This window comes from Agrobacterium sp. CFBP 3001 (genome assembly GCF_027871605.1).
GTDB lineage: Bacteria > Pseudomonadota > Alphaproteobacteria > Rhizobiales > Rhizobiaceae > Agrobacterium > Agrobacterium leguminum.
Window position 1 is genome coordinate 334135 of the sequence record NZ_JAQAHD010000003.1, and the last position, 21965, is coordinate 356099.

Below are 21965 nucleotides of genomic sequence, written 5' to 3' on the forward strand. Positions count from 1 at the left end.
GCTCAGGGCAGCGGCACCATGGCGCGCCGCATGATGTTGGCATAATAGCCCCAGAAAAGCCGCGCGGCCACGGACCGCCATGGCGACCAGATTGTCGCCCGCTCCGCCAGCCATTTCGCTTCCGGCCTCACCTCCAGCGCAAGCGCATGAGCCACCGCCGATCTCAGCGCCACATCGCCAACCGGAAAAATATCCGGATGCCCGCCGCAGAACATCAGATAGACCTCCGCCGTCCACGGGCCGATACCGCGAAGCGCAACAAGCTCGGAAAGGGCCACACGCCCCTCCTTGCGCACCACACCGTCAAGATCGATCTGCCCTTCCGTGACGGCGCGCGCCAGTCCTTCCAGTGTCGTCGCCTTGGCGCGCGAAAGGCCGAAAGTGGCGCGCAATTCCGCCGACGCGCCGAGATAATTTTCCGCCGTGACCGCGCCGCCGGTGCCGGCAAAAATACGCGCCCATATGGCATTGGCGCTGGCGCGCGACACCATCTGCGAGACGACGATATGGGCAAGGCCGGAAAAGCCGGGCTCATGAATGCGCAGTTCCAGCGGGCCGGCTTTTCCGATGACGAGGCCGAGAGCCGGATCGAGTTGGGCGAGATGCTCCAGCCCTTCGCTGATGTCGTCCATCCCGGTAATGATTTTCATGTCCGTCATTCCATATGCCGCCAGCCGGCTGGTAGGGTGCTTTAAAACATGGCAGAAGAAACCATGCCTTCGCCTTTCCGTCAAAAACCGGTTTACCGTTTTGCGCCAAGCCCCAATGGCCTTCTGCATCTCGGCCACGCGCTTTCCGCCTTCCTGAACCACGATATGGCGCGAGACAATGGCGGCCGCTTTCTGCTTCGCATCGAGGATATCGACCAGACGCGCTGCACCCCGGAGCTGGAACAGGCGATCTATGACGATCTTGGCTGGCTGGGTCTCGACTGGGAGAAACCGGTGCGGCGGCAATCGGAGCATTTCGAAGAGTACCGCGTGGCGCTGGACAGGCTGATCGAGGCAGGACTTGCTTACCCTGCTTTTCTAAGCCGTGGAGAAACCAGAGCGATCGTTCGTACTTTCGAGGCGGAGGGCGGGCTCTGGCCCCGCGATCCCGATGGCGCGCCGCTTTACCCGGCCATCGACCGGGAGAGGCCAAGGGCGGAGCGGGATGTGCTGCTCGCCTCCGGCCGTCCGCACGCCTGGCGGCTCGACATGGAAAAGGCGATCCGCGCCGCCGGCATCCCTCTATTCTGGGAAGAGAGCGGCGACGGCGAGACGGGGCAGATCGAGGCCCTGCCAGCGCTTTGGGGCGATGTGGTGCTGTCGCGCTCCGACGCGCCTTCAAGCTATCATCTTTCCGTTGTGGTGGATGACGCGTTGCAGGGCATCACCCATGTGGTGCGCGGCATGGATCTCTATCACGCCACCGCCATTCACCGGCTGTTGCAACACCTGCTGAACCTGCCGCAGCCGGCCTATCACCATCACCGGCTGATCCTGGGCGCGGACGGGCGCAAGCTCTCGAAAAGCGAAGGCAGCACCGGGCTTTCTGCCCTTCGTTCGGAAGGTGCTGCGCCCTCAGATATCCGCCGGCTTGTCGGTCTCGTCTAGTACCTGCCCGCGGCGCGCGCCGTTGCCACCGATATTGCGGCGGATGATCTGGCGGACCTTGTATTTCATCAGCGCGGCATTCACCTCAGCCCCCAGCATGAAGATGACGCCGACCATATAAAGAAACACCAGCACCACCATCACTGAGGCGAGACCGGCATAGGTAGCGGCATAATTGGCGAAGGTGGAGAGGTAATAGGCGAAGATCGCGGCCCCGATGACCCAGAAGATCATCGTCAGGAGAATGCCCGGCCAGACATCCCAGATGCGGCGCTTGCCGGCCGGAAGCCACAGATGCGCCGCCACCAGCCCCGCCGTCAGCACGACGATGGTGCCATAAAGACCGAGGCTGGAGATGGTGTTCAGCACATCCGTCAGCCACGGAAACCGCTGCTCGGCAAAAGATGTGGCGACCGGCACGGCGACCAGTACGATGCTGATGCCGGCAAAGACCACGACGGCGATCAGGACATAAAACAGGCTGAGCAGGCGGGTGACATACCACCAGCGCGTTTCGGTAACACGATAGGCGCGGTTCAATGAAATGCGCAGCGCCTCGACACCATTGGACGCAAAATAGGCCGCCGCCAGCACCGAAATCGTCAGCAGCCCGCCGCGCGGAATGGTCAGCACCTGCTGCACCTGCGCCGCGAGCGGCCCGGCAATCGCCGCTGGCCAGGTGTCGAAAATCAGATGCACTGCCGTTTCGGAAAACTGGTCCGCCCCCAGAAAACCGGCAAGAGCCGTGCCGAAGATCAGGAACGGAAACAGGGCCAGCAGGATCGACAGCGCCATATGGCTCGCCATCGCCCAGCCGTCATCCTCGGCGAAATGGGAATAGGCATCGAAGGCAACCTTGCCTGCCAGGCGCACTGCGGCAACCATGTCACCTCCATTCATCGGCATTTCATTTGTAACTTCGAGCCGAATATGGGAAATCAGCTTCGCTTTGTACAGCGCGCAAGCTGGCCTTTCGGTTCCAGAAGGGCATGGATTTCGCGCGAACGGATTTTAACGGGCCGGGCAATCGGGCCAGAGCAACAGTCGGTTTCCCGGAGCGGCAAATGTCTGAAAAACCCGTCATCATCATTACCGGATGTTCCTCGGGCATCGGCGCCCATTGCGCCGGCGCGCTCCACCGGGACGGCTGGCGGGTTTTCGCCACCGTGCGGCGCATCGCCGACATGGCGGCGCTTGAAAACCAGGGCATCGAGACCCTGATCATGGATTACACCAAGCCGGAGACGATTGCCGCGCTGGTGGACACCGTCGCAGCCCGGACCGGCGGCCGCATCGATGCGCTTTTCAACAACGGCGCCTATGGCCAGCCGGGCGCGGTGGAGGATTTGCCTGTCGAGGCGCTGCGGGCGCAGTTCGAAACCAATGTCTTCGGCTGGCACGATCTCACGCGGCGGGTCATTCCCTTCATGCGCGCCCGGGGTGCGGGGCGCATCGTGAATTGCTCCTCCATCCTCGGCCTTGTGCCTTATCGCTATCGCGGCGCTTACACCGCCTCGAAATTCGCCCTTGAGGGGCTGGGCGTCACGCTGCGCATGGAGCTTCAGGGCAGCGGCATCCATGTCAGCCTGATCGAACCGGGGCCGATCACCTCGAAATTCACCGCGACGGCGCTTGCCCATATCAACGAGCACATCGATCTCGAAAATTCCGCCCATGCGGCGGAATATAAACGCCAGCTGGCGCGCATGGATGGTTCCGGCCCCGTCAACCGCCACAAGCTCGGCCCGGACGCCGTTTATGCCGTGTTGAAACATGCCCTGACCGCCAAAAGGCCGAAACCGCATTATCCCGTTACCGTGCCGGCCAAACAGGGGCTTGTGCTGAAACGGCTCTTGCCTGCCGGACTTTTCTATCGTCTGCTGCGCAGATTCGATTGAGGAGGAGTAATACCGCATGTCCGGCTTCACCACCGTTCTGGCCCTTATCTTCATGGGCCTCGTCGTCATCGTGCTGATACGCGGCCTCTTCAACATGCTGAAGGGACAGGACGCCAACCGCTCCAACAAGCTGATGCAGCTTCGCCTGCTTTTGCAGGCCGTGGCGATTGTGCTGATCATGTTCACCCTCTGGCTCACCGGCGGTGGCCGCTGACATGGTGAAGCTGAACAAGATCTACACTCGTACCGGCGACAAGGGCACCACGGCGCTGGTTTCCGGCCCGCGCCGCCTGAAACACGATCTTCGCGTCGAGGCCTATGGCACGGTGGATGAGACCAATTCGGCCATCGGTGTCGCGCGACTTCATACCGGCGGGATGGAAAAGCTGGATGCCATGCTTTTCCGCATTCAGAACGATCTTTTCGATCTCGGCGCCGATCTCGCCACGCCGGACAGCGGCGAACCGCTTTCCTATGAGCCGCTGCGCGTCGTCGAAAGCCAGGTCACGCGGCTGGAAAACGAAATCGACGATCTCAATGCCGCCCTTGAACCGCTGACCTCTTTCGTGCTGCCGGGCGGCAGCGCTGCGGCGGCCAGCCTGCATATGGCGCGCACCGTCTGCCGGCGCGCGGAAAGACTGATGGTGGAACTTTCCGTTACTGAGAATGAGATCGTCAGCCCGGCGGCGCTGAAATATGCCAACCGCCTGTCCGACTTCCTGTTCGTCGCCGCCCGCTTCGCCAATGATGCCGGCAAGGCCGATATATTGTGGGTTCCCGGCAAGAACCGCTAAAGCGTTTCAATGACGCAACCAAAGGGCGTTCGATGTTCATACCGCTGCACGATGCGAATTCCCTCAAACATATCCGGCTGCAATATGTCACCATCGGCCTCATCGTGGTCAATGTGCTGGTCTGGCTGTTTACCGGGGTGCTTGCCAGCGACACGCAGGCCAATGCCGCAGCCCTCGGCCTCGGTTTCATTCCGGCAGTGGTGTTCGACTACGCCTATCTGGAACCCGCCCTGCAGGTCGTGCCCGATGACCTGACCGTTGTCACCTATGCTTTCCTGCATCTCGATTTCTGGCATCTGGCCGGCAACATGCTGTTTCTCTGGGTCTTCGGCGACAATGTCGAGGATGCGCTCGGCCATTTCCGTTTCCTGATTTTCTACATCGTCTGCGCCATCGCCGGCGCGCTGTTTCACGGTATCGTCGCCCCCACCTCCGAAGGGCCGCTGATCGGCGCTTCGGGTGCGGTTTCCGGCGTTGTCGCGGCCTATTTCCTGTTGCATCCCAGGGTGCGCGTCTGGGTGCTGGTTTTCATGCGCATTCCGCTTCCTTTGCCCGCCTTCATTCCGCTGGCGCTGTGGATCGGCCAGCAGTTCCTGATGCTGGCGCTCGGGCTCGAGGAAAACGTTTCCTGGGGCGCGCATGTGGGTGGCATCATTGCGGGCGCAATCATGGTGATCTTCATGCGCAGGCGAGGCGTTCCCCTGTTTGACCGCACCATTGTTCCGCCGAGGGCGGCACAGTTCAAGAATCCGTCGCAAACGGCGGGGTTGTCGCAAATCGAACGGGGCTATGACGGGAGCAGATGAGCTCTTGTGAAAGAGATAGAGTATTTACGTGAACGTCAACGTAAGATATGCCTTACGTGCATGTGATAATGAAGATTGCTCCGTTGTAATTGCGGGAAAAATGCTTATCCATGTCGCCAACCTGTTTTTGGAGGTCCGCGCGGTCAACTGGCCAAAGCGGACAGGAGTTTGAGGAAAGCCGCCGATGAAAATCCTTGTCCCCGTTAAACGAGTCGTCGATTACAACGTGAAGATCCGCGTGAAAGCCGATGGTTCTGGCGTTGAGCTTGCCAATGTGAAGATGTCGATGAACCCGTTCGACGAAATCTCGGTGGAAGAGGCGCTGCGCCTGAAGGAAGCCGGCAAGGCCGAAGAGGTTGTGGTCGTCTCCATCGGCCCGGCCAAAGCGGAAGAAACGCTGCGCACCGCGCTCGCCATGGGCGCCGACCGCGCCATCCTGATCGAGACCGATGAAACGGTTGAGCCGCTCGCCGTCGCCAAGCTTCTGAAGGGCGTGGCGGAAGCCGAACAGCCCGGCCTCGTCATCGTCGGCAAGCAGGCAATCGATGACGATTCGAACCAGACCGGCCAGATGCTGGCCGCATTGCTCGGCTGGGGCCAGGGCACCTTTGCCTCCAAGGTCGTGCCCGCAGATGGCAAGGTCGCAGTCACCCGTGAAGTCGATGGCGGTTTGCAGACGGTGGAGCTGAAGCTTCCCGCCGTGGTCACCACCGATCTTCGTCTCAATGAGCCGCGTTATGCATCGCTGCCGAACATCATGAAGGCGAAGAAGAAGCCGCTCGACAAAAAGTCGCCGGCCGATTTCGGCGTCGATGTTTCACCGCGCCTGAAGGTGCTGAAGACCGAGGAGCCGGCAGGCCGCAAGGCCGGCATCAAGGTCGGCTCGGTTGCCGAGCTGGTCGAAAAGCTCAAAGCCGACGGCGTCCTCTAAGGTTTCGGAAAAGGGAGATATTCTTATGGCCATTCTTCTTCTGGCAGAACACGACAACGCAACCCTTTCCGACCTGACGGCAAAGACGCTGACGGCGGCAACGCAAATCGGCGGCGACGTCCACGTGCTGGTCGCTGGCTCAGGCGCCAAGGGCGCCGCGGACGCTGCCGCGAAACTCTCCGGCGTATCCAAGGTGCTGCTCGCCGACGACGCCTCCTATGCCAATGCGCTGGCAGAACCGCTGGCGGCGCTGATCGTCTCGCTCGCGCCTTCCTATGATGTCATCATCGCGCCGGCCACCGCCTCGGCCAAGAACGTGACGCCGCGCGTTGCGGCCCTTCTCGATGTGGCGCAGGTCTCGGAAATCATCGAGGTCGTCAGCCCTGACACCTTCAAGCGGCCGATCTATGCCGGCAACGCCATCCAGACGGTGCAGGCGACCGATGCGAAGAAGGTCATCACCGTGCGTCCGACCGCCTTTGCAGCCGCCGCTGAAGGCGGTTCGGCAGCAGTTGAAACCATCGGTGCGGCCGCAAACCCCGGCCTTTCCAGCTTCGTTTCCGATGCTCTGGCATCGTCCGACCGTCCGGAACTGACATCGGCCAAGATCATCATCTCGGGTGGCCGTGCGCTCGGTTCGTCGGAGAAGTTCAAGGAAGTCATTCTTCCCGTCGCCGACAAGCTGGGTGCTGCCGTTGGCGCCAGCCGTGCGGCTGTCGATGCCGGTTACGCGCCGAACGACTGGCAGGTGGGCCAGACCGGCAAGGTGGTTGCGCCGCAGCTTTACATCGCCGCCGGCATCTCGGGCGCCATCCAGCATCTGGCCGGCATGAAGGATTCGAAGGTCATCGTCGCGATCAACAAGGACGAGGAAGCGCCGATCTTCCAGGTGGCCGACTACGGCCTCGTCGCAGACCTGTTCGAGGCGCTGCCGGAACTCGAAAAATCGCTGTAATTTAAGCATAAATTGGAGGCGGCGCGTTTTTTAAACGCGCCGCCTTCTCTTTTTCGGCGATATGCGTAACATCGCCGGCAATAACGCAGACAAAATCCCTGAGAGGAGACCAGCCTATGACCGCCCCCTTTAAGAACATCGGTGTCATTGGAGCCGGTCAAATGGGATGCGGCATTGCGCATGTCTCCGCCATCGCCGGCTACAAGGTCCATATCTACGATCTTTCCAAGGAAGGCATCGAGGCCGGTCTTGCCACGATCAACGGCAATCTCGCCCGCCAGGTCACCAACGGCAAGCTTTCCGACGACGCCCGCAAGCAGGCGCTGGCGCTGATCAGCGGCTCGACCGACATCAACGATCTGGCAGCCATGGACCTCGTCATCGAGGCCGCGACGGAAAACGAAGAGATCAAGCGCAAGATTTATGCGCAGGTCTGCCCGATCCTGAAGCCCGAGGCGCTGCTCGCCACCAACACGTCGTCGCTCTCCATCACCCGGCTCGCCTCCGCCACCGACCGTCCCGAACAGTTCATGGGCATCCACTTCATGAATCCGGTGCCGGTCATGAAGCTGGTGGAACTGGTGCGCGGCATCGCCACCAATGAAAAGACCTTCGATGCGGCAAAGGATTATGTGCGGACGCTGGAAAAGGCGATCACCGTTGCCGAAGATTTCCCGGCCTTCATCGTCAACCGCATCCTGCTGCCGATGATCAACGAGGCGATCTATACGCTTTATGAGGGCGTCGGCTCGGTGGAAGCCATCGACACCGCCATGCGCCTCGGCGCAAACCACCCGATGGGACCGCTGCAGCTTGCCGATTTCATCGGTCTCGACACCTGTCTGTCGATCATGCAGGTGCTGCATGACGGCCTTTCCGACAGCAAGTATCGCCCCTGCCCGCTGCTGGTCAAATATGTCGAGGCCGGCTGGCTCGGCCGCAAATCCGGCCGAGGCTTCTACGACTATCGCGGCGAAACTCCGGTTCCGACGCGCTGACCGAATGCCGGATGAGGGAGGGAAAACCCTCCCGCACGAATTTAAAAATTATTTAGCCTTCACCGCCGATACCAGCGCCTTGGCATCCTCGCTGTCCCATGCCGCCGGGCCGTTCATGGCGGCGAGCAGGCAGCCGTTTTCGTCCAGCAGCAGGGTTGCCGGCAGGCCGAAGGCTAGGCCTTCCTTTTTCAGAACGTTGAAGACGCCCATGGAACTGTCACGGTAGTGCTTCAGGGCATCGATCTTGTATTCATCCATGAAGGCTTTCGGTTTTTCATCCGCGCCGGTATCGATGTTGACGGCCACGACCTCGAAAGCGTTACCGCCCTTTTCCTTTTCAAGTGCGTTCAGCGCCGGCATCTCTTCGCGGCAGGGCACGCACCATGTGGCCCAGAGGTTGAGAAGAACCGTCTTACCCTTGAGATCGGCAAGCGTCATATCCTGCGCCTGCGGCCCCTTGAAGGAGAGGGGAATGACGCGCGGCGTGTCCGTGGCCGACATGGCCGCCACCTGCCCCTTCAGAAACGGCTTCAGCGAGGCGATGCGGTTCGCCGCCCCCTCACATAAACCGGCGTCAGTCACCGCTGCCCCTTGAACCGGGCTCTCAGACCCAATATGCCTGAACCAGACCGCGCCCGCGCCGCTTAAGACACCGGCAACGGCAGCAATTGCAACCAACTTGGCGGAAGGAAGCCTGAACGGCCTTTTTTCTGTCATCGAATACTCCAGGGCACTGCGAACATGGCTGACGGCACAGATCAGAAATCCTCCAACCAGATGTGGGGCGGGCGTTTCGCTTCCGGGCCGTCTGCCATCATGGAAGAGATAAATGCCTCCATCGGCTTCGACAAGAAGCTTTACGCCCAGGATATCCGCGGCTCTATGGCGCATGCCGCCATGCTGGCATCTAAAGGCATTATTTCGCCGGAAGATAAAGACAAGATCACCGATGGCCTGAACACGATCCTGTCAGAGATCGAATCCGGCAGCTTCGAATTCTCGCGCAAGCTCGAAGACATTCACATGAACATCGAAGCGCGGCTTGCAACGCTGATCGGCCCCGCCGCCGGCCGCCTGCACACCGCCCGCTCGCGCAACGACCAGGTGGCGCTCGATTTCCGCCTGTGGGTCAAGGAAGAACTGCAGAAGACCGAGGGTATGTTGACCGCCCTCATCGCCGCCTTCCTAGACCGCGCCGAAGAAAATGCCGATACGGTCATGCCTGGCTTCACCCATTTGCAGACGGCCCAGCCCGTGACCTTCGGTCACCACTGCATGGCCTATGTGGAAATGTTCGGCCGTGACCGCGCCCGCGTGCGCCACGCCATCGAGCATATGGATGAAAGCCCGATCGGCGCGGCCGCCCTTGCCGGCACTGGCTATCCCATCGACCGCCATATGACGGCGAAGGCGCTCGGCTTCCGCGAACCGACCCGTAATTCCATCGACACCGTCTCCGACCGCGATTTCGCGCTGGAATTCCTGTCTATCGCTTCCATCTGCGCCACGCATCTGTCGCGCCTCGCCGAAGAAATCGTCATCTGGTCGACGCCGCAATTCGGCTTTATCCGCCTGTCGGATGCCTTCTCCACCGGCTCCTCGATCATGCCGCAGAAGAAGAACCCGGACGCCGCCGAGCTGGTGCGCGCCAAGACCGGCCGCATCAACGGCTCGCTGATCGCTCTTCTGACAGTGATGAAGGGCCTGCCGCTCGCCTATTCCAAGGACATGCAGGAAGACAAGGAACAGGTTTTCGATGCCGCCGAGAGCCTGGAACTGGCGATTGCCGCCATGACCGGCATGATCCGCGACCTTGAAGTGCGCAAGGACCGCATGCGCGCCGCCGCCGGTTCAGGCTATTCCACCGCTACCGATCTTGCCGACTGGCTGGTGCGCGAAGCGGGCCTGCCCTTCCGCGATGCCCATCATGTGACCGGCAATGCCGTGGCGCTGGCGGAAAAGAAGGGCTGCGATCTTGCCGATCTTTCGCTTGAGGAATTGCAGGCCATCCACCCCGGCATCACCAAGGGTGTTTTCGACGTTCTTTCCGTCGAGGCATCGGTCGCCAGCCGCGTGAGCTTCGGCGGCACGGCCCCTTCCGAAGTGAAGAAGCAGATCGCCTGGTGGCGCGGACGCAACTGATAAAATCGCGTTACGCTGCGATCACAAGAAACAGGGTGCACAAGCGCCCTGTTTTTCGTTATCAGAGAGGCACATATTTCCTTTGGACAGGCCCATGCTTTCAAAAACCGCGCGCAAACTCATCGTTCCCATCGGCATGACGCTCGCCGTCAGCCTTGTTCTCAGCGCCTGCGGGCGTAAGGGCGACATCGACCCGCCGAGCACGCCGGTCGAAATGCGCAACAAGCGCAATGCCGACGGAACGGAGACAAAGCCGGCGACGGCGGAACGGCCGTTCATTCTCGACAAGCTTCTCTGACGGATAAAAGCCTGTGAACCATTTTGGCTATATCGACGGCGTGCTGCACGCCGAAAACGTGCCTGTGCCCGAGATCGCCAAGGCGGTCGGCACGCCATTCTACATCTATTCGACCGCGACGCTGGAGCGCCATTACAAGGTGTTTTCCGGAGCTTTTGCGGATGTGGACGCCATGGTCTGTTACGCCATGAAGGCCAATTCCAATCAGGCGGTTTTGAAGACGCTGGCAAAGCTCGGCGCGGGCATCGACGTCGTCTCGGGCGGCGAATTGCGCCGCGCACTCGCAGCCGGCGTTCCGGCAAGCCGCATCATGTTTTCCGGCGTCGGCAAGACGGTTGCGGAAATGGATTACGCGCTGGAAGCCGGCATCTACTGTTTCAACATCGAATCCGAGCCGGAACTGGAAGTCCTCAACCTGCGCGCCGTGAAAGTCGGCAAGCGGGCGCATGTGTCCTTCCGCATCAATCCGGATGTGGATGCGCGCACCCACGCCAAGATTTCCACCGGCAAGAAAGAAAACAAGTTCGGCATTTCCTATGAGCGCGCCCGCGCGGTCTATGCCCATGCCGCCACCCTGCCCGGCATCGAAGTGACCGGCATCGACATGCATATCGGCAGCCAGATCACCGAATTGCAGCCTTTCGAGGACGCTTTCCGGCTGCTGCGCGAACTTGTCGAGGCGCTGCGCACTGACGGCCACACGATCAGCCACGTCGATATTGGCGGCGGTCTCGGCATTCCCTATCGCGATGACAATAATCCGCCGCCGCTGCCGGATGCCTATGCGCATATCGTCAAGAACGAACTAAAGAGCCTCAACTGCAAGATCGTCACCGAGCCCGGCCGCCTGATTGTCGGCAATGCCGGCATTCTGGTGACGGAGGTGATTTATGTGAAGGATGGCGGCGAAAAGACCTTCGTAATCGTCGACGGCGCGATGAACGACCTCATCCGCCCGACGCTTTATGAGGCCTATCACGGCATCCGTCCGGTGGTGCAGCCGGCAGAGAACACGCCACGCATCAAGGCCGATATCGTCGGCCCCGTTTGCGAGACCGGCGACTATCTGGCGCTCGACCGCGAGATGGCTGCGCCGCAGCCGGGCGACCTGATCGCCGTCAGTTCCGCCGGTGCTTATGGCGCGGTGCAGGCCGGCACCTACAACTCGCGCCTGCTGGTGCCGGAAGTGCTGGTGAAGGATGACAAGTTCCACGTCATCCGTCCGCGCGGCACCTATGAAGAGCTGATCGCGCTCGATTCCGTGCCCGCCTGGCTCGATTGATCTCGCCTGCATCACCGGTTGGTCGATCACAATCAAGCGAAGCTGCCTAAAAAATGGGGGTGAGGGCTTAGGTGCCCTCGTCTTCGCCACAAAGAATGTTATCCTTGCTCCGTGACATGAAACAGCTCGCCGTTCCGGGAATGGCGTTCGACGTGGCCAGAACCGGGAGAACGGATTGATGACCACAGCCGGAGAGGACAGGACAGGCAGAAAGCGCCCGACCGGCGCGTTCGCGCAGCGGCCGGACCTTGCCCGCCGGGTTGTCGCCAAACGCTTCTTCGCTAAAATCGTACTGCTTTCGGAAAAAATTGCGCCGAAAACGCTCTGGCCGCTCTCCATCGCCGCCGTGTTTCTGGCGCTTGCCTGGTTCGGTCTTTACCGGCAGATGCCGGATTTCCTGCGGCTCGGCGTTGTTTTCGTGCTTGTTTTCAGTTTCATCGCCACGCTTTTGCCAATCCTGCGGCTGAAATGGCCGACGGATAATGATGCCTCCCGCCTGCTTGAAGACCGCAACGGTCTCGCGCACCAGCCGGTTGGCGTGCAGGAGGACGAACCGGCCTTCGACACGCCTTTTTCCCGAACGCTGTGGAAAGAACATCAGATCCGCATGGCGGAGCGCATCGCCGCGCTGAATGCCGGCCTGCCGAAACCCGATATCGCCCGCTACGACCGTCTGGCGCTGCGCGCCATCCCCGCCCTTCTTCTGGCCGCCGCCTTCGGTTTTTCCTACTCCAACGGCGCGGGCACGATTGCCGATGCCTTCCGCAGTCGGCCGGCTGTCGGTCCGCTCAATCCCGATATCCGTCTCGATGCCTGGGTCACGCCGCCATCCTATACCGGCCGCGCGCCGATTTTCCTGACCGGACGCGATGCAACCAACCGTGATGCGGTTTCCGTGCCGCAATCCTCCAAGCTGACGATCCGCATGACCGGCGGCGATGGCGGCGAGGAAGTGACTTTCGAGCCTGAAATGGCAGGCGCGCTGCAAAAGCTTGCGCCGGAAGCGGCACGTGCCGATAGCGCAAGCGGCGATATCGCCGTTCAAACGCCGGCTCGTTCGGCGGATCAGCCGGTCGCGCCGCGCACTTTCGCTATGGATGTTACCGAAAGCGGCATGATTACCGCGAATGGCGAACAATGGGTGTTCAACGTCATCCCCGACCAGCCGCCCAGCATCGCCTTCGACAACATGCCGCGCCGGGCCGTCAATGGCGCGCTGGAAGTGGGCTTTACCGCCAAGGACGATTATGGGCTGAAGGAAGCCCACGCCATCATCGAGCCGATTGGCGTTGCGGAAGGTGCGACCGCGCTTTATCCGCCGCCGGAATTCAAGCTCGATCTGCCGCGGCAGAACAATCGCGAGATCAAGGGCCTGACCAGCCGCAACCTGACCGAACATCCGATGGCGGGAAAACGCGTGCGCATCACGCTGGTGGCGACGGACGGCGCCGGCCAGACCGGCCGCAGCCCCGCGCATGAAATGGTGCTGCCGGGCCGCAATTTTTCCGAACCGCTGGCCGCCTCCATTGCCGAGCAGCGGCAGATATTCTCGCTCGATACGCGCCAGATGCCGAAGGCGATCGCCTATAACGAGGCGGTCGGCCTGCGCCCGGAAGAGACCATTCCCAACACCACCCATTACCTCCTGCTGCAATCGGCGCAGACCCGCATGCGGCTCGCCTATAACGAGGAGATGCTGAAGGATACGGCCGATTATCTATGGGAAATCGCGCTCGGCATTGAGGATGGCGATCTTTCACAGGCCGAAAGGCGCCTGCGCGATGCGCAGAATGCGCTTTCCGAAGCGCTTCAGCGCAATGCCTCCGACGAGGAAATCGCCAAGCTGATGCAGGAACTGCGCGAAGCCATGCAGCAGTTCATGAGCGAGCTTGCCCAGCGCATGCAGAATGCGCCGCAGGCCAACATGAACAGCCAAGCACAGAACGTGCTGCGCCAGCGCGATCTGGAAAACATGATGAACCAGATCGAAAACCTCGCCCGTTCCGGCAATCGAGATGCGGCGCAGGAAATGCTCTCGCAGCTGCAGCGCATGATGAACAATCTGCAGGCGGGCCGCCCGCAGCGTCAGGGCCAGCAGGGGCAGCAGCAGAGCAGCAAGATGCGCCAGCAGATCGACAAGCTGGGCGAAATCCTGCAACAGCAGCAGAAGCTGATGGATGAGACCTTCAAGCTCGATCAGGCGCTGCGCGACCGCATGCAGCGCGGCGACCCGCAACAGGGCGGCGAAGGCGAAAACGACCAGCAGATGGGCGAAAATGGCCAACAACCGCAGCAGGGTCAGCAAGGCGAACAGGGTCAAAATGGTCAGCAGGGCGGACAACAGCCGAGCGACCAGATGACCGCTGAACAGCTACGCGAGGCGCTGAAAAACCTGCGGGCGCAGCAGGATGCGCTCGGCAAGCAGCTCGGCGAATTGCAGCAGGGGCTGCGCGATCTCGGTATGGAACCGGGCGAAAACTTCGGCAAGGCGCAGCAGGAAATGCAAGGCGCCGGCGAGGCTCTGGGCAAGGGCCAGGGCGAACAGGCTGTCGAAGGTCAGGGCAATGCGCTGAATGCGCTGCGCCAGGGCGCACAGGACATGATGGGCCAGATCATGCAGGCCATGCGCCAGCAGGGCCAGCAGCCGGGGCAAGGTCAGGAGGGCATGGCGGGCCAGGGCGGCCAGAACGGCCGTGATCCGCTTGGCCGTCCGCGCAGCACCACCGGCCCGGATTTCGGCGATCAGGTGAAGGTGCCGGACGAAATCGACGTGCAGCGCGCCCGCGAAATCCTCGAGGCGATCCGCGAGAAGCTCGGCAACAATCCGCCCGGTGAAATCGAGCGGCGGTATCTGGAGCGGTTGCTGGATATACAGTGAGGGTTCGCACAGCTAATGGCGTGCCTCGTTACATCCTGTTTCAGAAGCTAAAGTTTCCGTCATGCCGGACTTGATCCGGCATCCAGTCGGCGCGCGTCTGCGCGGCGGAAAGAGTTCTTTCAGCCCAAGGACTTGGGCTGGCTGGATTCCGGCTCGAGGCCGGAATGACGGAGGCAGGGAACTGCGCTGAGCCAGCGGACTGACCAACAAAAAAGGCGGCCCGACGGCCGCCCTTTAATCTCTGCAATCCTGTAGCTCAGGCCGCAAGCGCCCGCGCCACGGCCTTGCGAATATCGGGAAGCGCAAAGGGTTTGGAAACCACGTCCACAATCTTCGTCGCCAGATCGTCAGCCCGTTCGCGCTGCTCGGCATAACCCGTCATCAGCAAAATGCGCATGGCCGGGAAGCGTTCGGCGGCGCGGTGCGCCAGCTCGATGCCATCCATGACCGGCATGCGGATATCCGAGAGAAGAAGATCGAAACAGGTTTCCTGAAGCTTTTCCAGCCCCTGCTCGCCATCCGCCGCCTCATGGGTCTCGTGACCGTCGAGACGCAGCGCGCGAGCGACGAAAGCCCGCAATGCATCCTCGTCTTCGGTAATCAGAATCTTCGCCATTACTCATCGCTCCTGGGCATCATTTCCAGCCGTGAGCAACATCGCAGGCTCCTCTTTTCAAGAGGTAAACACCCAGCCCTTCGCTGGGTGAATGGTTAATGAGGCGTCTCCGCGCTGTGCCGTTCCGGCACGGTGAAAAAGCTCAGGCGTCGCCGGTCACGACGCCGACAAAGGGCAGTTCGCGGAAGGCATAAGCGACATCCATGCCGTAACCCACGACGAAATAATCCGGACATTCGAAACCGACATAATCGGCCTCCAGATCTTCCTTGCGCTTGACCTTCTTGTCGAGCAGCACCGCGATGGTGACATTGCGGGCGCCACGCTCGTAAAGCAGTTCCTTGGCGAAACGCAGCGTGCGGCCGGATTCGAGAATATCGTCGATCAAAAGGACATCGCGGTCCTTCACGTCGCTGTCTATATCCTTGACGATCCTGACGCCTTGGGAAACCGTGCCGGTGCCATAGCTCGAAAGCGTGATGAACTCGACTTCAGGGGCAAGGCCGCTGTCATGCAGAGCGCGGATAAGATCGGCCGCGAAAATGAACGATCCCTTGAGCACGGCAATGACCAGTAAATCCTTGGTCGGGCCGCTGGCGATGTGCTTGGCCATGTCGCGATTGCGCTCGGCGATCTGCTCGGCGGTATAAAGCGGCTCGATGTTTTTTCCACGGACGACGGGCATTCTTACTCCTGTGCTGCGCCTTGCCGATTTTACCTTTCAGTAAAAATACGAAGACCACGCGTTAGCACAGTCAGCGTTCGGACGCACCCGCCTCGACGAAGGAAAGCTTGATCTCAGGCGTTTTTCCACCGGGATGGCGCAACTTTGCCGAAAAACCGTGGCTGAAACCGGGCTGCATCTCCTTCACCGGCGGTTCGATGACCATGCTGGCCACCAGCTGTCCCTTGGCGGCGAAGAGATCGGCGCGGAGGGCCGGCACCTCTTCGAGATTGCCGCCATTGTTTTCGACAATGCCGTTGATGAGCAGAGTATCCATGCCATCCGCCTCCATCGGGGTCACGGTGACATGGGAAATGGCGAGCGGGTTCACCGAAGCGGCAACAGCCGGCTTCTCCGGCACGACCACAGAGAGACCGCCCGAGCAGACGAAGACGAAAATCGCAAGCCCCGCCACTAGCGCCGAATAGGCATCCGCCGAAAGTCGGGATAATCTGCGGTCCAGCCAGCCGATGAAAGCGAGGCCGAGCACACCGATGGTGACGGGTGGTTTTGCCGCCTGCCGGCGCGCAGCACCGCGATTGTCGTTTCCGTGTTGCCGCGAACGGTTTTCCTTGATGGTGACAAATTCCGCGTCTACCACATCGCGGTCGGGATTTGCCGCCCGCGCCGTGCGGCGCACCGGCGTTTCCGGCATCAGGAGGTCGAAATCGAATGCCGCTTGCCGGCGAGATGAACGGAACATAGCCATAGAATTCCCTGGGTGAGGTTTTCCGGCCCGCAAAACTGGGCATTGCAACGAATCCTGCCAAGTTTTAAATTTAATTGGTTAATGCTTCGCAAAAACGGCTCGCACAGGCTGCCGGATCCGGGTTAAACCCCGACATCCGAACCCCACGCGCCGGCGGCTTGCGAACCACCACGAAACGAAGAGACTGGAAGTCCGTTGATCCATTTCGAAAATGTCGGGTTGCGTTACGGCATGGGACCCGAGATCCTGAGGGACATGACCTTCGATATCCCCAAGGGTTCGTTCCAGTTTCTGACCGGCCCGTCGGGCGCCGGCAAGACGACGCTGCTCCGCCTGCTTTTAATGTCGCTGCAGCCGACACGCGGCAATATCCGCATGTTCAACCGCGATGTATCCCGCATTCCGCGCAGCGAGTTGCCGATGCTGCGCCGCCGCGTTGGTATCGTGTTTCAGGATTTCCGGCTGCTCGATCATCTGACGACCTATGAGAACGTCGCCCTGCCGCTGCGTGTGCGCGGCAAGGAAGAGAGCGCCTATCGCAACGATGTGATCGAGCTGCTGAAATGGGTCGGGCTCGGCGAACGCATCAATGTGTTGCCGGCCATTCTTTCCGGCGGGGAAAAGCAGCGCGCCGCCATTGCCCGCGCCTTGATGGACCAGCCCGAAATACTGCTTGCCGACGAGCCGACCGGCAACGTCGATCCGCCGATGGCCAAGCGCCTTCTCAACCTGTTTCTGGAACTCAACCGGCTGGGCACGGCCGTCGTCATCGCCACCCATGATTTCGGCCTGATGGACCAGATCGATGCGCGCCGAATGATCCTGACCGAAGGGCGGCTCGACATCTATGAATGAGATCAACCGCAAACAATTGAAGCCGGAAGCGGCGCAGCCGAAGCGCCCGCCCATGCGCATCCGCCCGATGGCGCCCATCCTGCCGCCCTCCAATATTCAGGGCAATGCGCTGATGGTGGTGATCGCCATCATGGCCTTTCTCGCCTGCCTGACTCTGGGCGCCGTCTCCATGGTGCGCGCCACCGCCGCCACCTGGCAGAGCCAGATTTCCCGTGAGATCACCATCCAGATCAAGCCCGAGGACGGGCTGGATATGGATGCGGCGCTGAATAAGGCGCGCAACCTGGCGCTCACCTTCGTCGGCACGCGGGATGGCACCATCCTCGACGATGCGGCGACATCGCGCCTTTTGGAACCTTGGCTCGGCAGCGGTCTCGATCTTTCCGAATTGCCGGTGCCGCGTCTCGTCGTCATCACCATCGACGAAAACAATCCGCCCGATTTCCAGGCGATGCGCGATATGCTGAAGGCGGAGATTCCGCAGGCGTTTCTGGACGACCACCGCACCTGGGTCGACAGGCTGGTCTCCATGGCCAGAACCACCGTTATGATCGGCGTCGGCGTTCTTATCCTCGTCTTTACCGCCATGGTGCTGACGGTGGTGTTTGCGACGCGCGGCGCGCTTTCCGGCAACCGGCATATCGTCGAGGTGCTGCATTTCGTTGGCGCGGAAAGCAGTTTTGTGGCGCGCGAATTCCAGAAACACTTCCTGAAGATCAGCCTCAAGGGGGCGGCGGCGGGCAGCGCTCTGGCCGCGGCGGTTTTCCTTGTCGCCGGTTTCTGGCAATCGAGCACGGTCGCCACGCCGCAGAGCGATCAGGCGAGCGCGCTTTTCGGCTCGTTTTCGGTCGGTCTCGGCGGCTATTTCGGCATTGCCATGACGATGATCATCATCGCGCTTTTGACCACCATTACGGCCCGCGTGACCGTCATCCGCACCATCGACGATATCGACCGCGTCCGCTCCGATCCATCGAAAAGCGACGGCCTTGCATCGTGAGAACACCCCCGGAATCCTGCGGTAGAACTGAAAGCGTCACAAGCCGGATGTAACCTGCAGGCGGTGGACAAAAATGCCTGTTCCTTGCCTTAATCGGCGAGTATTCAGGAGGAATGTTTGTGAGTCGGATGGACCAGGATCAGGCGACAGCGCGACCGGCCAGAAAGGGCCTGTTGTCGCGGCGCGGTCCTCTGCGCCGTTTTATTCGCGGCCTCATCCTGCTTTGCGTCATTGTGCTCGGCGCATTTTCCGGCGGTTTCCTGTGGTTTGCCGATTCCGTCGCCTCCATGCGTCCGCCGGAGGGGGCAAGAGGCGATGCCATCATCGTGCTTACCGGCGGTTATCAGCGTATCGAACAGGCGGTCGGCCTGCTGAGAGATGGCGTGGGCAAGCGTCTTCTGATTTCCGGCGTCAACCCGGCCACCACCCGCTCGCAGATCCGCAAGATGACGCAAGGGTCATCGGACATGTTTTCCTGCTGCGTGGATATGGGCTACAAGGCGATAGACACGATCGGCAACGCCAGTGAGGCGGCAAGCTGGATACGCGACCACAATTATTCCTCCATCGTCGTCGTCACCAATAATTATCACATGCATCGCAGCCTGCATGAATTGCGCAGCGCCAGCCCGCAGACGCAATTCATCGCCTATCCCGTCATCAGCGCCGATCTTGCCCGCACCAACTGGTTCGTGGAGCCGGATGTGGTGAGAACCATGCTTTACGAATATCTGAAGTTCGTGGCGGCAGCGGGACGCGACCTCACCGGCTTCGGCAAGGGCGACGGTCTGCGCAAGGCCGCCGCCGATCATTCCCGGATAAAGACGACAACCGCTTCGTCCTGACCGGCGAGAACGCGCTTGCTGCGGCCCCTTGTTTTCGTGTACGCGTCTGGCATCGGCATCCGGCATCGAGACCTGTCCAGGGCTTCGGAACGGCTGCGCTCCGGGAAGGCTGTTGATGCTCAAGCTGCGCTCTTTTCTTTTCAATACGCTGTTTTATCTCAACCTGATTGTCCGCATGATCGTGCTGACGCCGATCTATTTCATTCTGCCGCGCAAGATCGCTTATGAAATTCCCAAGAACTGGGCGCGATCCAACCACTGGCTGATGAAGACCATCGTCGGCACCACCTTCGAAGTCGAAGGGCTGGAAAACATTCCCGAAACCGGCTGCATCTTCGCACCCAAACACCAGTCCTTCTGGGACACCTATGCGCTGCTGCCCAATCTTCCCGATCCGGTCTATATTCTGAAGCGCGAGCTTTTGTGGATTCCGCTGTTCGGCTGGTACGCCATGAAACAACGCATGATCCCGGTCAACCGCGCCGCACGCGGCAAGGTAATGCTGAAGGTGATGGAGCGGGCAAAAGAGGAAATGGCCGCCGGTCGCGAACTCATCATTTATCCCGAAGGCACACGCCGCCCGCCGGGCGCCGAGCCCGAATACCGTTACGGCATCGCAAGGCTTTACCGCGATCTGCAGGTTCCGGTCATTCCCGTCGCCATGCATCCCGGCCTGTTCTGGCCGCGCCGGTCCACCATGCGCTATCCCGGCCATTTCAAGGTGCGTATCCTGCCGGCCATCGAGCCGGGGCTGGACCCCGACGTGTTTTTCAAGCGCCTGATCGATGTAACGGAAAAAGCGAGCGACGAGTTGCTGCTGGAAACCGTGCGCAACAACCCGCATTTGCCGCTGCCGCCGACCGCCGTGAAGCGGATCGCCGAACTTCAGGGCAAGGAAACCGCCGCCGGCTGAGCGGCGAGCGCGCCGACATTTTTGGCGATGCTCTCCAGCAGGGAATCGCGAATGCCCATCTCCTGCAGATGCTGCACGGTGTTGAAGACATAATCCGTATTCGGCCCGGACCGGCCCGATGCGGCTGCGACGATGGTCGCCGATTCGGCAACGCCGAGACCGCCGATATATTGTTCATGCGCGGGATCGGCCACATAGGTTACGGCGCTGCTGCGCCTGCCATCGGAAAGCGCGATGGAAACCAGCCGCTCCTTATAGACATTCGTCACCAGTTCGCGCTCGCGCAGATAGATCATGACCGGGTCGCGGTCCTGCCCGCGCACGCGGAAAGCGACGCCAAGGCAGGAGCCGCCGCGCTCCAGACCGAGAACGAGACCGGGCTTTTCTTCGGTGCCTCTATAAAAGTTGGAACTGATACAAAGCGAGCGCCGATACCCGTGCAGCCGTGCCTGCTGCCGTTCTTCAAAGGCGAAGCCGGGGTTCCACATCAACGAACCGTAGCCAAAGACCCAAAAATCGTCCATATCCCAAGCCAAATCGAAATTGTCTGAAGTCTGTTCATCGGAGATCAATATGGCAGCGTCAAGCCAATCCGGCACCGCCAAAAAAATCCTCTGGCTCGCCATCGCCATCCTCGTGGTCATCGGACTTTATACCGCCGGGTGGTTTTACGCCGCCGACAGGCTGAAGCAGACGGTTCTGAACGTCATTGCCCCCTCGCAGGCGCGCAGCGTCAGCGGCGAATGCGGCGATATCGCCTTCAAGGGTTATCCCTTCCGCATCGGCCTCTTCTGCTCCAAAGTGACGGTGGATGACAAGGAGAACGGCGTTTCCGCTTCCTTCGGCGAACTTCGCTCGGCAGCGCAGGTTTATAATCCCGGGCACATCGTCTGGGAACTCGATTCGCCCGCGGAAATCCGTTCCGCCCATGGCCTGACAATTTCGGCCGCCTGGCAGAACATGCAGTCCAGCATCGTCACCAAGCTGAAGGGCATCGACCGCAGCTCGCTCGTCATCGACGGGCTGAAGGCACAGGCGATTTCTTCCGTCACCGGCCAGACCATCGATTTCGATGCAGTCAAAACGGAAATGCATCTGCGCCAGAACGGCGCGGATCTCGACGGGGCCATCACGCTCACCGACTCCGCAACCGTCATCAAGGACTGGCCGCAGCTTTTGCCGCGCCTCGACGCCATCGCCGATGTCACCCTTGCCGGCAAGGCGGGCATGGTGGATGGCAGCGACAGTTCGGGCCTGTATGGCGCGAGCGGCGAGCTTCGCCGGCTGGTGGCCGATATTGGCGAGGGCCGCACCATGCGCATCAGCGGCCCCTTCTCCTTCGACAATGAGGGCTATCTCTCCGGCCAGTTCAAGCTGGAAATCGAAAAGCTCGGCGCATGGTCGGACAATGCCAAGCAGGTCTTCCCGCAGCTGCAGTCCACCATCGATACGGCCCGCAAACTGCTCGGCGCGCTCGCCGGCGGCGGCGACCGGGCATCCGTCGATCTCGTTGTGGATCGTGGCCGCGCCACGGTCAGCGGCTTTATTCCGCTTGGGAGAATCCCGCCGATTTGACGTTTAGCCCCATATTCGACGTCATCCTCGGGCTTGTCCCACTACTGTCCGGTTTAAATTTGCGGCCATTGGAAGGCCATCTGGATTTGGTTTCTGGGTTTGTCTGGTGGCGGGTCGAGAAGCCGATCGGTGCGTCGCCGGTGCATGA

At 60.9% G+C, this 21965-nt stretch carries 24 protein-coding genes; 17 read left to right on the forward strand and 7 right to left on the reverse strand.

Going from position 1 to position 21965, the window contains the following annotated elements:
• Nucleotides 1–2 precede the first annotated feature (2 nt).
• Complete coding sequence (locus PH605_RS06900) at nucleotides 3–659, reverse strand: DNA-3-methyladenine glycosylase family protein (protein ID WP_161987827.1); 657 nt, start codon at nucleotides 657–659, stop codon at nucleotides 3–5.
• A 39-nt stretch (nucleotides 660–698) separates the two neighbouring features.
• Between PH605_RS06900 and gluQRS the strand changes: the two genes are divergently transcribed.
• Nucleotides 699–1598, forward strand: a complete 900-nt coding sequence (gluQRS, locus tag PH605_RS06905) for a tRNA glutamyl-Q(34) synthetase GluQRS (RefSeq protein ID WP_142844777.1) — start codon at nucleotides 699–701, stop codon at nucleotides 1596–1598.
• Here the strand turns inward: gluQRS and PH605_RS06910 are convergent.
• Complete coding sequence (locus PH605_RS06910; protein WP_142844778.1) at nucleotides 1566–2483, reverse strand: YihY/virulence factor BrkB family protein; 918 nt, start codon at nucleotides 2481–2483, stop codon at nucleotides 1566–1568. The genes gluQRS and PH605_RS06910 overlap by 33 nt on opposite strands.
• Nucleotides 2484–2662: 179 nt before the next feature.
• On the opposite strand from PH605_RS06910, the gene PH605_RS06915 reads away from it, so the two are divergent.
• The 7 genes from PH605_RS06915 (at nucleotide 2663) to PH605_RS06945 (ending at nucleotide 7980) form a co-directional block, all read left to right on the forward strand.
• On the forward strand, nucleotides 2663–3496 hold the full coding sequence (locus PH605_RS06915) for an SDR family oxidoreductase (protein ID WP_078053342.1): 834 nt from the start codon (nucleotides 2663–2665) through the stop codon (nucleotides 3494–3496).
• A gap of 16 nt (nucleotides 3497–3512) precedes the next feature.
• Nucleotides 3513–3710 carry a twin transmembrane helix small protein gene (locus PH605_RS06920; protein ID WP_065657065.1) on the forward strand — a complete coding sequence of 66 codons (198 nt, stop codon included), beginning with the start codon at nucleotides 3513–3515 and terminating at the stop codon, nucleotides 3708–3710.
• A 1-nt stretch (nucleotide 3711) separates the two neighbouring features.
• Nucleotides 3712–4290 (forward strand): cob(I)yrinic acid a,c-diamide adenosyltransferase, encoded by a 579-nt coding sequence (locus PH605_RS06925; protein WP_142844779.1) that lies wholly within the window; start codon nucleotides 3712–3714, stop codon nucleotides 4288–4290.
• A gap of 32 nt (nucleotides 4291–4322) precedes the next feature.
• Nucleotides 4323–5096 (forward strand): rhomboid family intramembrane serine protease, encoded by a 774-nt coding sequence (locus tag PH605_RS06930; protein ID WP_142844780.1) that lies wholly within the window; start codon nucleotides 4323–4325, stop codon nucleotides 5094–5096.
• A 184-nt stretch (nucleotides 5097–5280) separates the two neighbouring features.
• Nucleotides 5281–6027, forward strand: coding sequence for an electron transfer flavoprotein subunit beta/FixA family protein (locus PH605_RS06935; protein WP_065657064.1), 747 nt, complete (start codon nucleotides 5281–5283; stop codon nucleotides 6025–6027).
• 25 nt (nucleotides 6028–6052) lie between these two features.
• Nucleotides 6053–6982 (forward strand): electron transfer flavoprotein subunit alpha/FixB family protein, encoded by a 930-nt coding sequence (locus tag PH605_RS06940; RefSeq protein WP_078053341.1) that lies wholly within the window; start codon nucleotides 6053–6055, stop codon nucleotides 6980–6982.
• A gap of 116 nt (nucleotides 6983–7098) precedes the next feature.
• Entirely contained in the window at nucleotides 7099–7980 is an 882-nt protein-coding gene (locus PH605_RS06945; RefSeq protein WP_003523331.1) for a 3-hydroxybutyryl-CoA dehydrogenase, read from the forward strand.
• Nucleotides 7981–8028: 48 nt separating this feature from the next.
• Here the strand turns inward: PH605_RS06945 and tlpA are convergent, their stop codons facing one another.
• Nucleotides 8029–8697: a thiol:disulfide interchange protein TlpA gene (gene tlpA / locus PH605_RS06950; protein ID WP_065657062.1), complete on the reverse strand. Its 669-nt coding sequence runs from the start codon at nucleotides 8695–8697 to the stop codon at nucleotides 8029–8031.
• Between the two features lie 24 nt (nucleotides 8698–8721).
• Here tlpA and argH point away from each other — a divergent pair, with 24 nt between their 5' ends.
• The 4 genes from argH (at nucleotide 8722) to PH605_RS06970 (ending at nucleotide 14580) form a co-directional block, all read left to right on the forward strand.
• Nucleotides 8722–10122: an argininosuccinate lyase gene (gene argH, locus PH605_RS06955; protein ID WP_142844781.1), complete on the forward strand. Its 1401-nt coding sequence runs from the start codon at nucleotides 8722–8724 to the stop codon at nucleotides 10120–10122.
• Nucleotides 10123–10216: 94 nt separating this feature from the next.
• Nucleotides 10217–10420: an LPS translocon maturation chaperone LptM gene (gene lptM / locus PH605_RS06960; RefSeq protein WP_003497438.1), complete on the forward strand. Its 204-nt coding sequence runs from the start codon at nucleotides 10217–10219 to the stop codon at nucleotides 10418–10420.
• A 13-nt stretch (nucleotides 10421–10433) separates the two neighbouring features.
• A complete protein-coding gene (lysA, locus tag PH605_RS06965) occupies nucleotides 10434–11702 on the forward strand; it encodes a diaminopimelate decarboxylase (RefSeq protein WP_125144915.1) in 1269 nt (422 codons plus the stop codon).
• Between the two features lie 178 nt (nucleotides 11703–11880).
• Nucleotides 11881–14580 carry a TIGR02302 family protein gene (locus PH605_RS06970; RefSeq protein ID WP_142844782.1) on the forward strand — a complete coding sequence of 900 codons (2700 nt, stop codon included), beginning with the start codon at nucleotides 11881–11883 and terminating at the stop codon, nucleotides 14578–14580.
• Between the two features lie 256 nt (nucleotides 14581–14836).
• On the opposite strand, the gene PH605_RS06975 is transcribed toward PH605_RS06970, so the two are convergent.
• The 3 genes from PH605_RS06975 to PH605_RS06985 form a co-directional block, all read right to left on the reverse strand.
• Nucleotides 14837–15196 (reverse strand): response regulator, encoded by a 360-nt coding sequence (locus PH605_RS06975; RefSeq protein WP_142844783.1) that lies wholly within the window; start codon nucleotides 15194–15196, stop codon nucleotides 14837–14839.
• Between the two features lie 142 nt (nucleotides 15197–15338).
• Nucleotides 15339–15881 carry a hypoxanthine phosphoribosyltransferase gene (gene hpt, locus PH605_RS06980; RefSeq protein WP_004445644.1) on the reverse strand — a complete coding sequence of 181 codons (543 nt, stop codon included), beginning with the start codon at nucleotides 15879–15881 and terminating at the stop codon, nucleotides 15339–15341.
• A 70-nt stretch (nucleotides 15882–15951) separates the two neighbouring features.
• Complete coding sequence (locus tag PH605_RS06985; protein ID WP_078053334.1) at nucleotides 15952–16623, reverse strand: hypothetical protein; 672 nt, start codon at nucleotides 16621–16623, stop codon at nucleotides 15952–15954.
• 201 nt (nucleotides 16624–16824) lie between these two features.
• Between PH605_RS06985 and ftsE the strand changes: the two genes are divergently transcribed.
• The 4 genes from ftsE (at nucleotide 16825) to PH605_RS07005 (ending at nucleotide 20242) form a co-directional block, all read left to right on the forward strand.
• Nucleotides 16825–17484 (forward strand): cell division ATP-binding protein FtsE, encoded by a 660-nt coding sequence (ftsE, locus tag PH605_RS06990; protein WP_003497447.1) that lies wholly within the window; start codon nucleotides 16825–16827, stop codon nucleotides 17482–17484.
• Entirely contained in the window at nucleotides 17477–18484 is a 1008-nt protein-coding gene (locus PH605_RS06995) for a cell division protein FtsX (RefSeq protein WP_065657057.1), read from the forward strand. Before ftsE ends, PH605_RS06995 begins: the two co-directional genes overlap by 8 nt.
• 128 nt (nucleotides 18485–18612) lie before the next feature.
• The gene (locus PH605_RS07000; protein WP_161987828.1) at nucleotides 18613–19329 is read left to right on the forward strand and encodes a YdcF family protein; all 717 of its coding nucleotides are present in this window, start codon (nucleotides 18613–18615) and stop codon (nucleotides 19327–19329) included.
• 115 nt (nucleotides 19330–19444) lie between these two features.
• Nucleotides 19445–20242, forward strand: coding sequence for a lysophospholipid acyltransferase family protein (locus tag PH605_RS07005; RefSeq protein ID WP_065657055.1), 798 nt, complete (start codon nucleotides 19445–19447; stop codon nucleotides 20240–20242).
• Here PH605_RS07005 and PH605_RS07010 read toward each other — a convergent pair.
• Nucleotides 20215–20766 carry a gamma-glutamylcyclotransferase gene (locus PH605_RS07010; protein WP_065657279.1) on the reverse strand — a complete coding sequence of 184 codons (552 nt, stop codon included), beginning with the start codon at nucleotides 20764–20766 and terminating at the stop codon, nucleotides 20215–20217. The genes PH605_RS07005 and PH605_RS07010 overlap by 28 nt on opposite strands.
• 49 nt (nucleotides 20767–20815) lie before the next feature.
• Here PH605_RS07010 and PH605_RS07015 point away from each other — a divergent pair, with 49 nt between their 5' ends.
• Nucleotides 20816–21817, forward strand: a complete 1002-nt coding sequence (locus PH605_RS07015) for a DUF2125 domain-containing protein (protein ID WP_142844784.1) — start codon at nucleotides 20816–20818, stop codon at nucleotides 21815–21817.
• The last annotated feature ends 148 nt before the right edge of the window (nucleotides 21818–21965 follow it).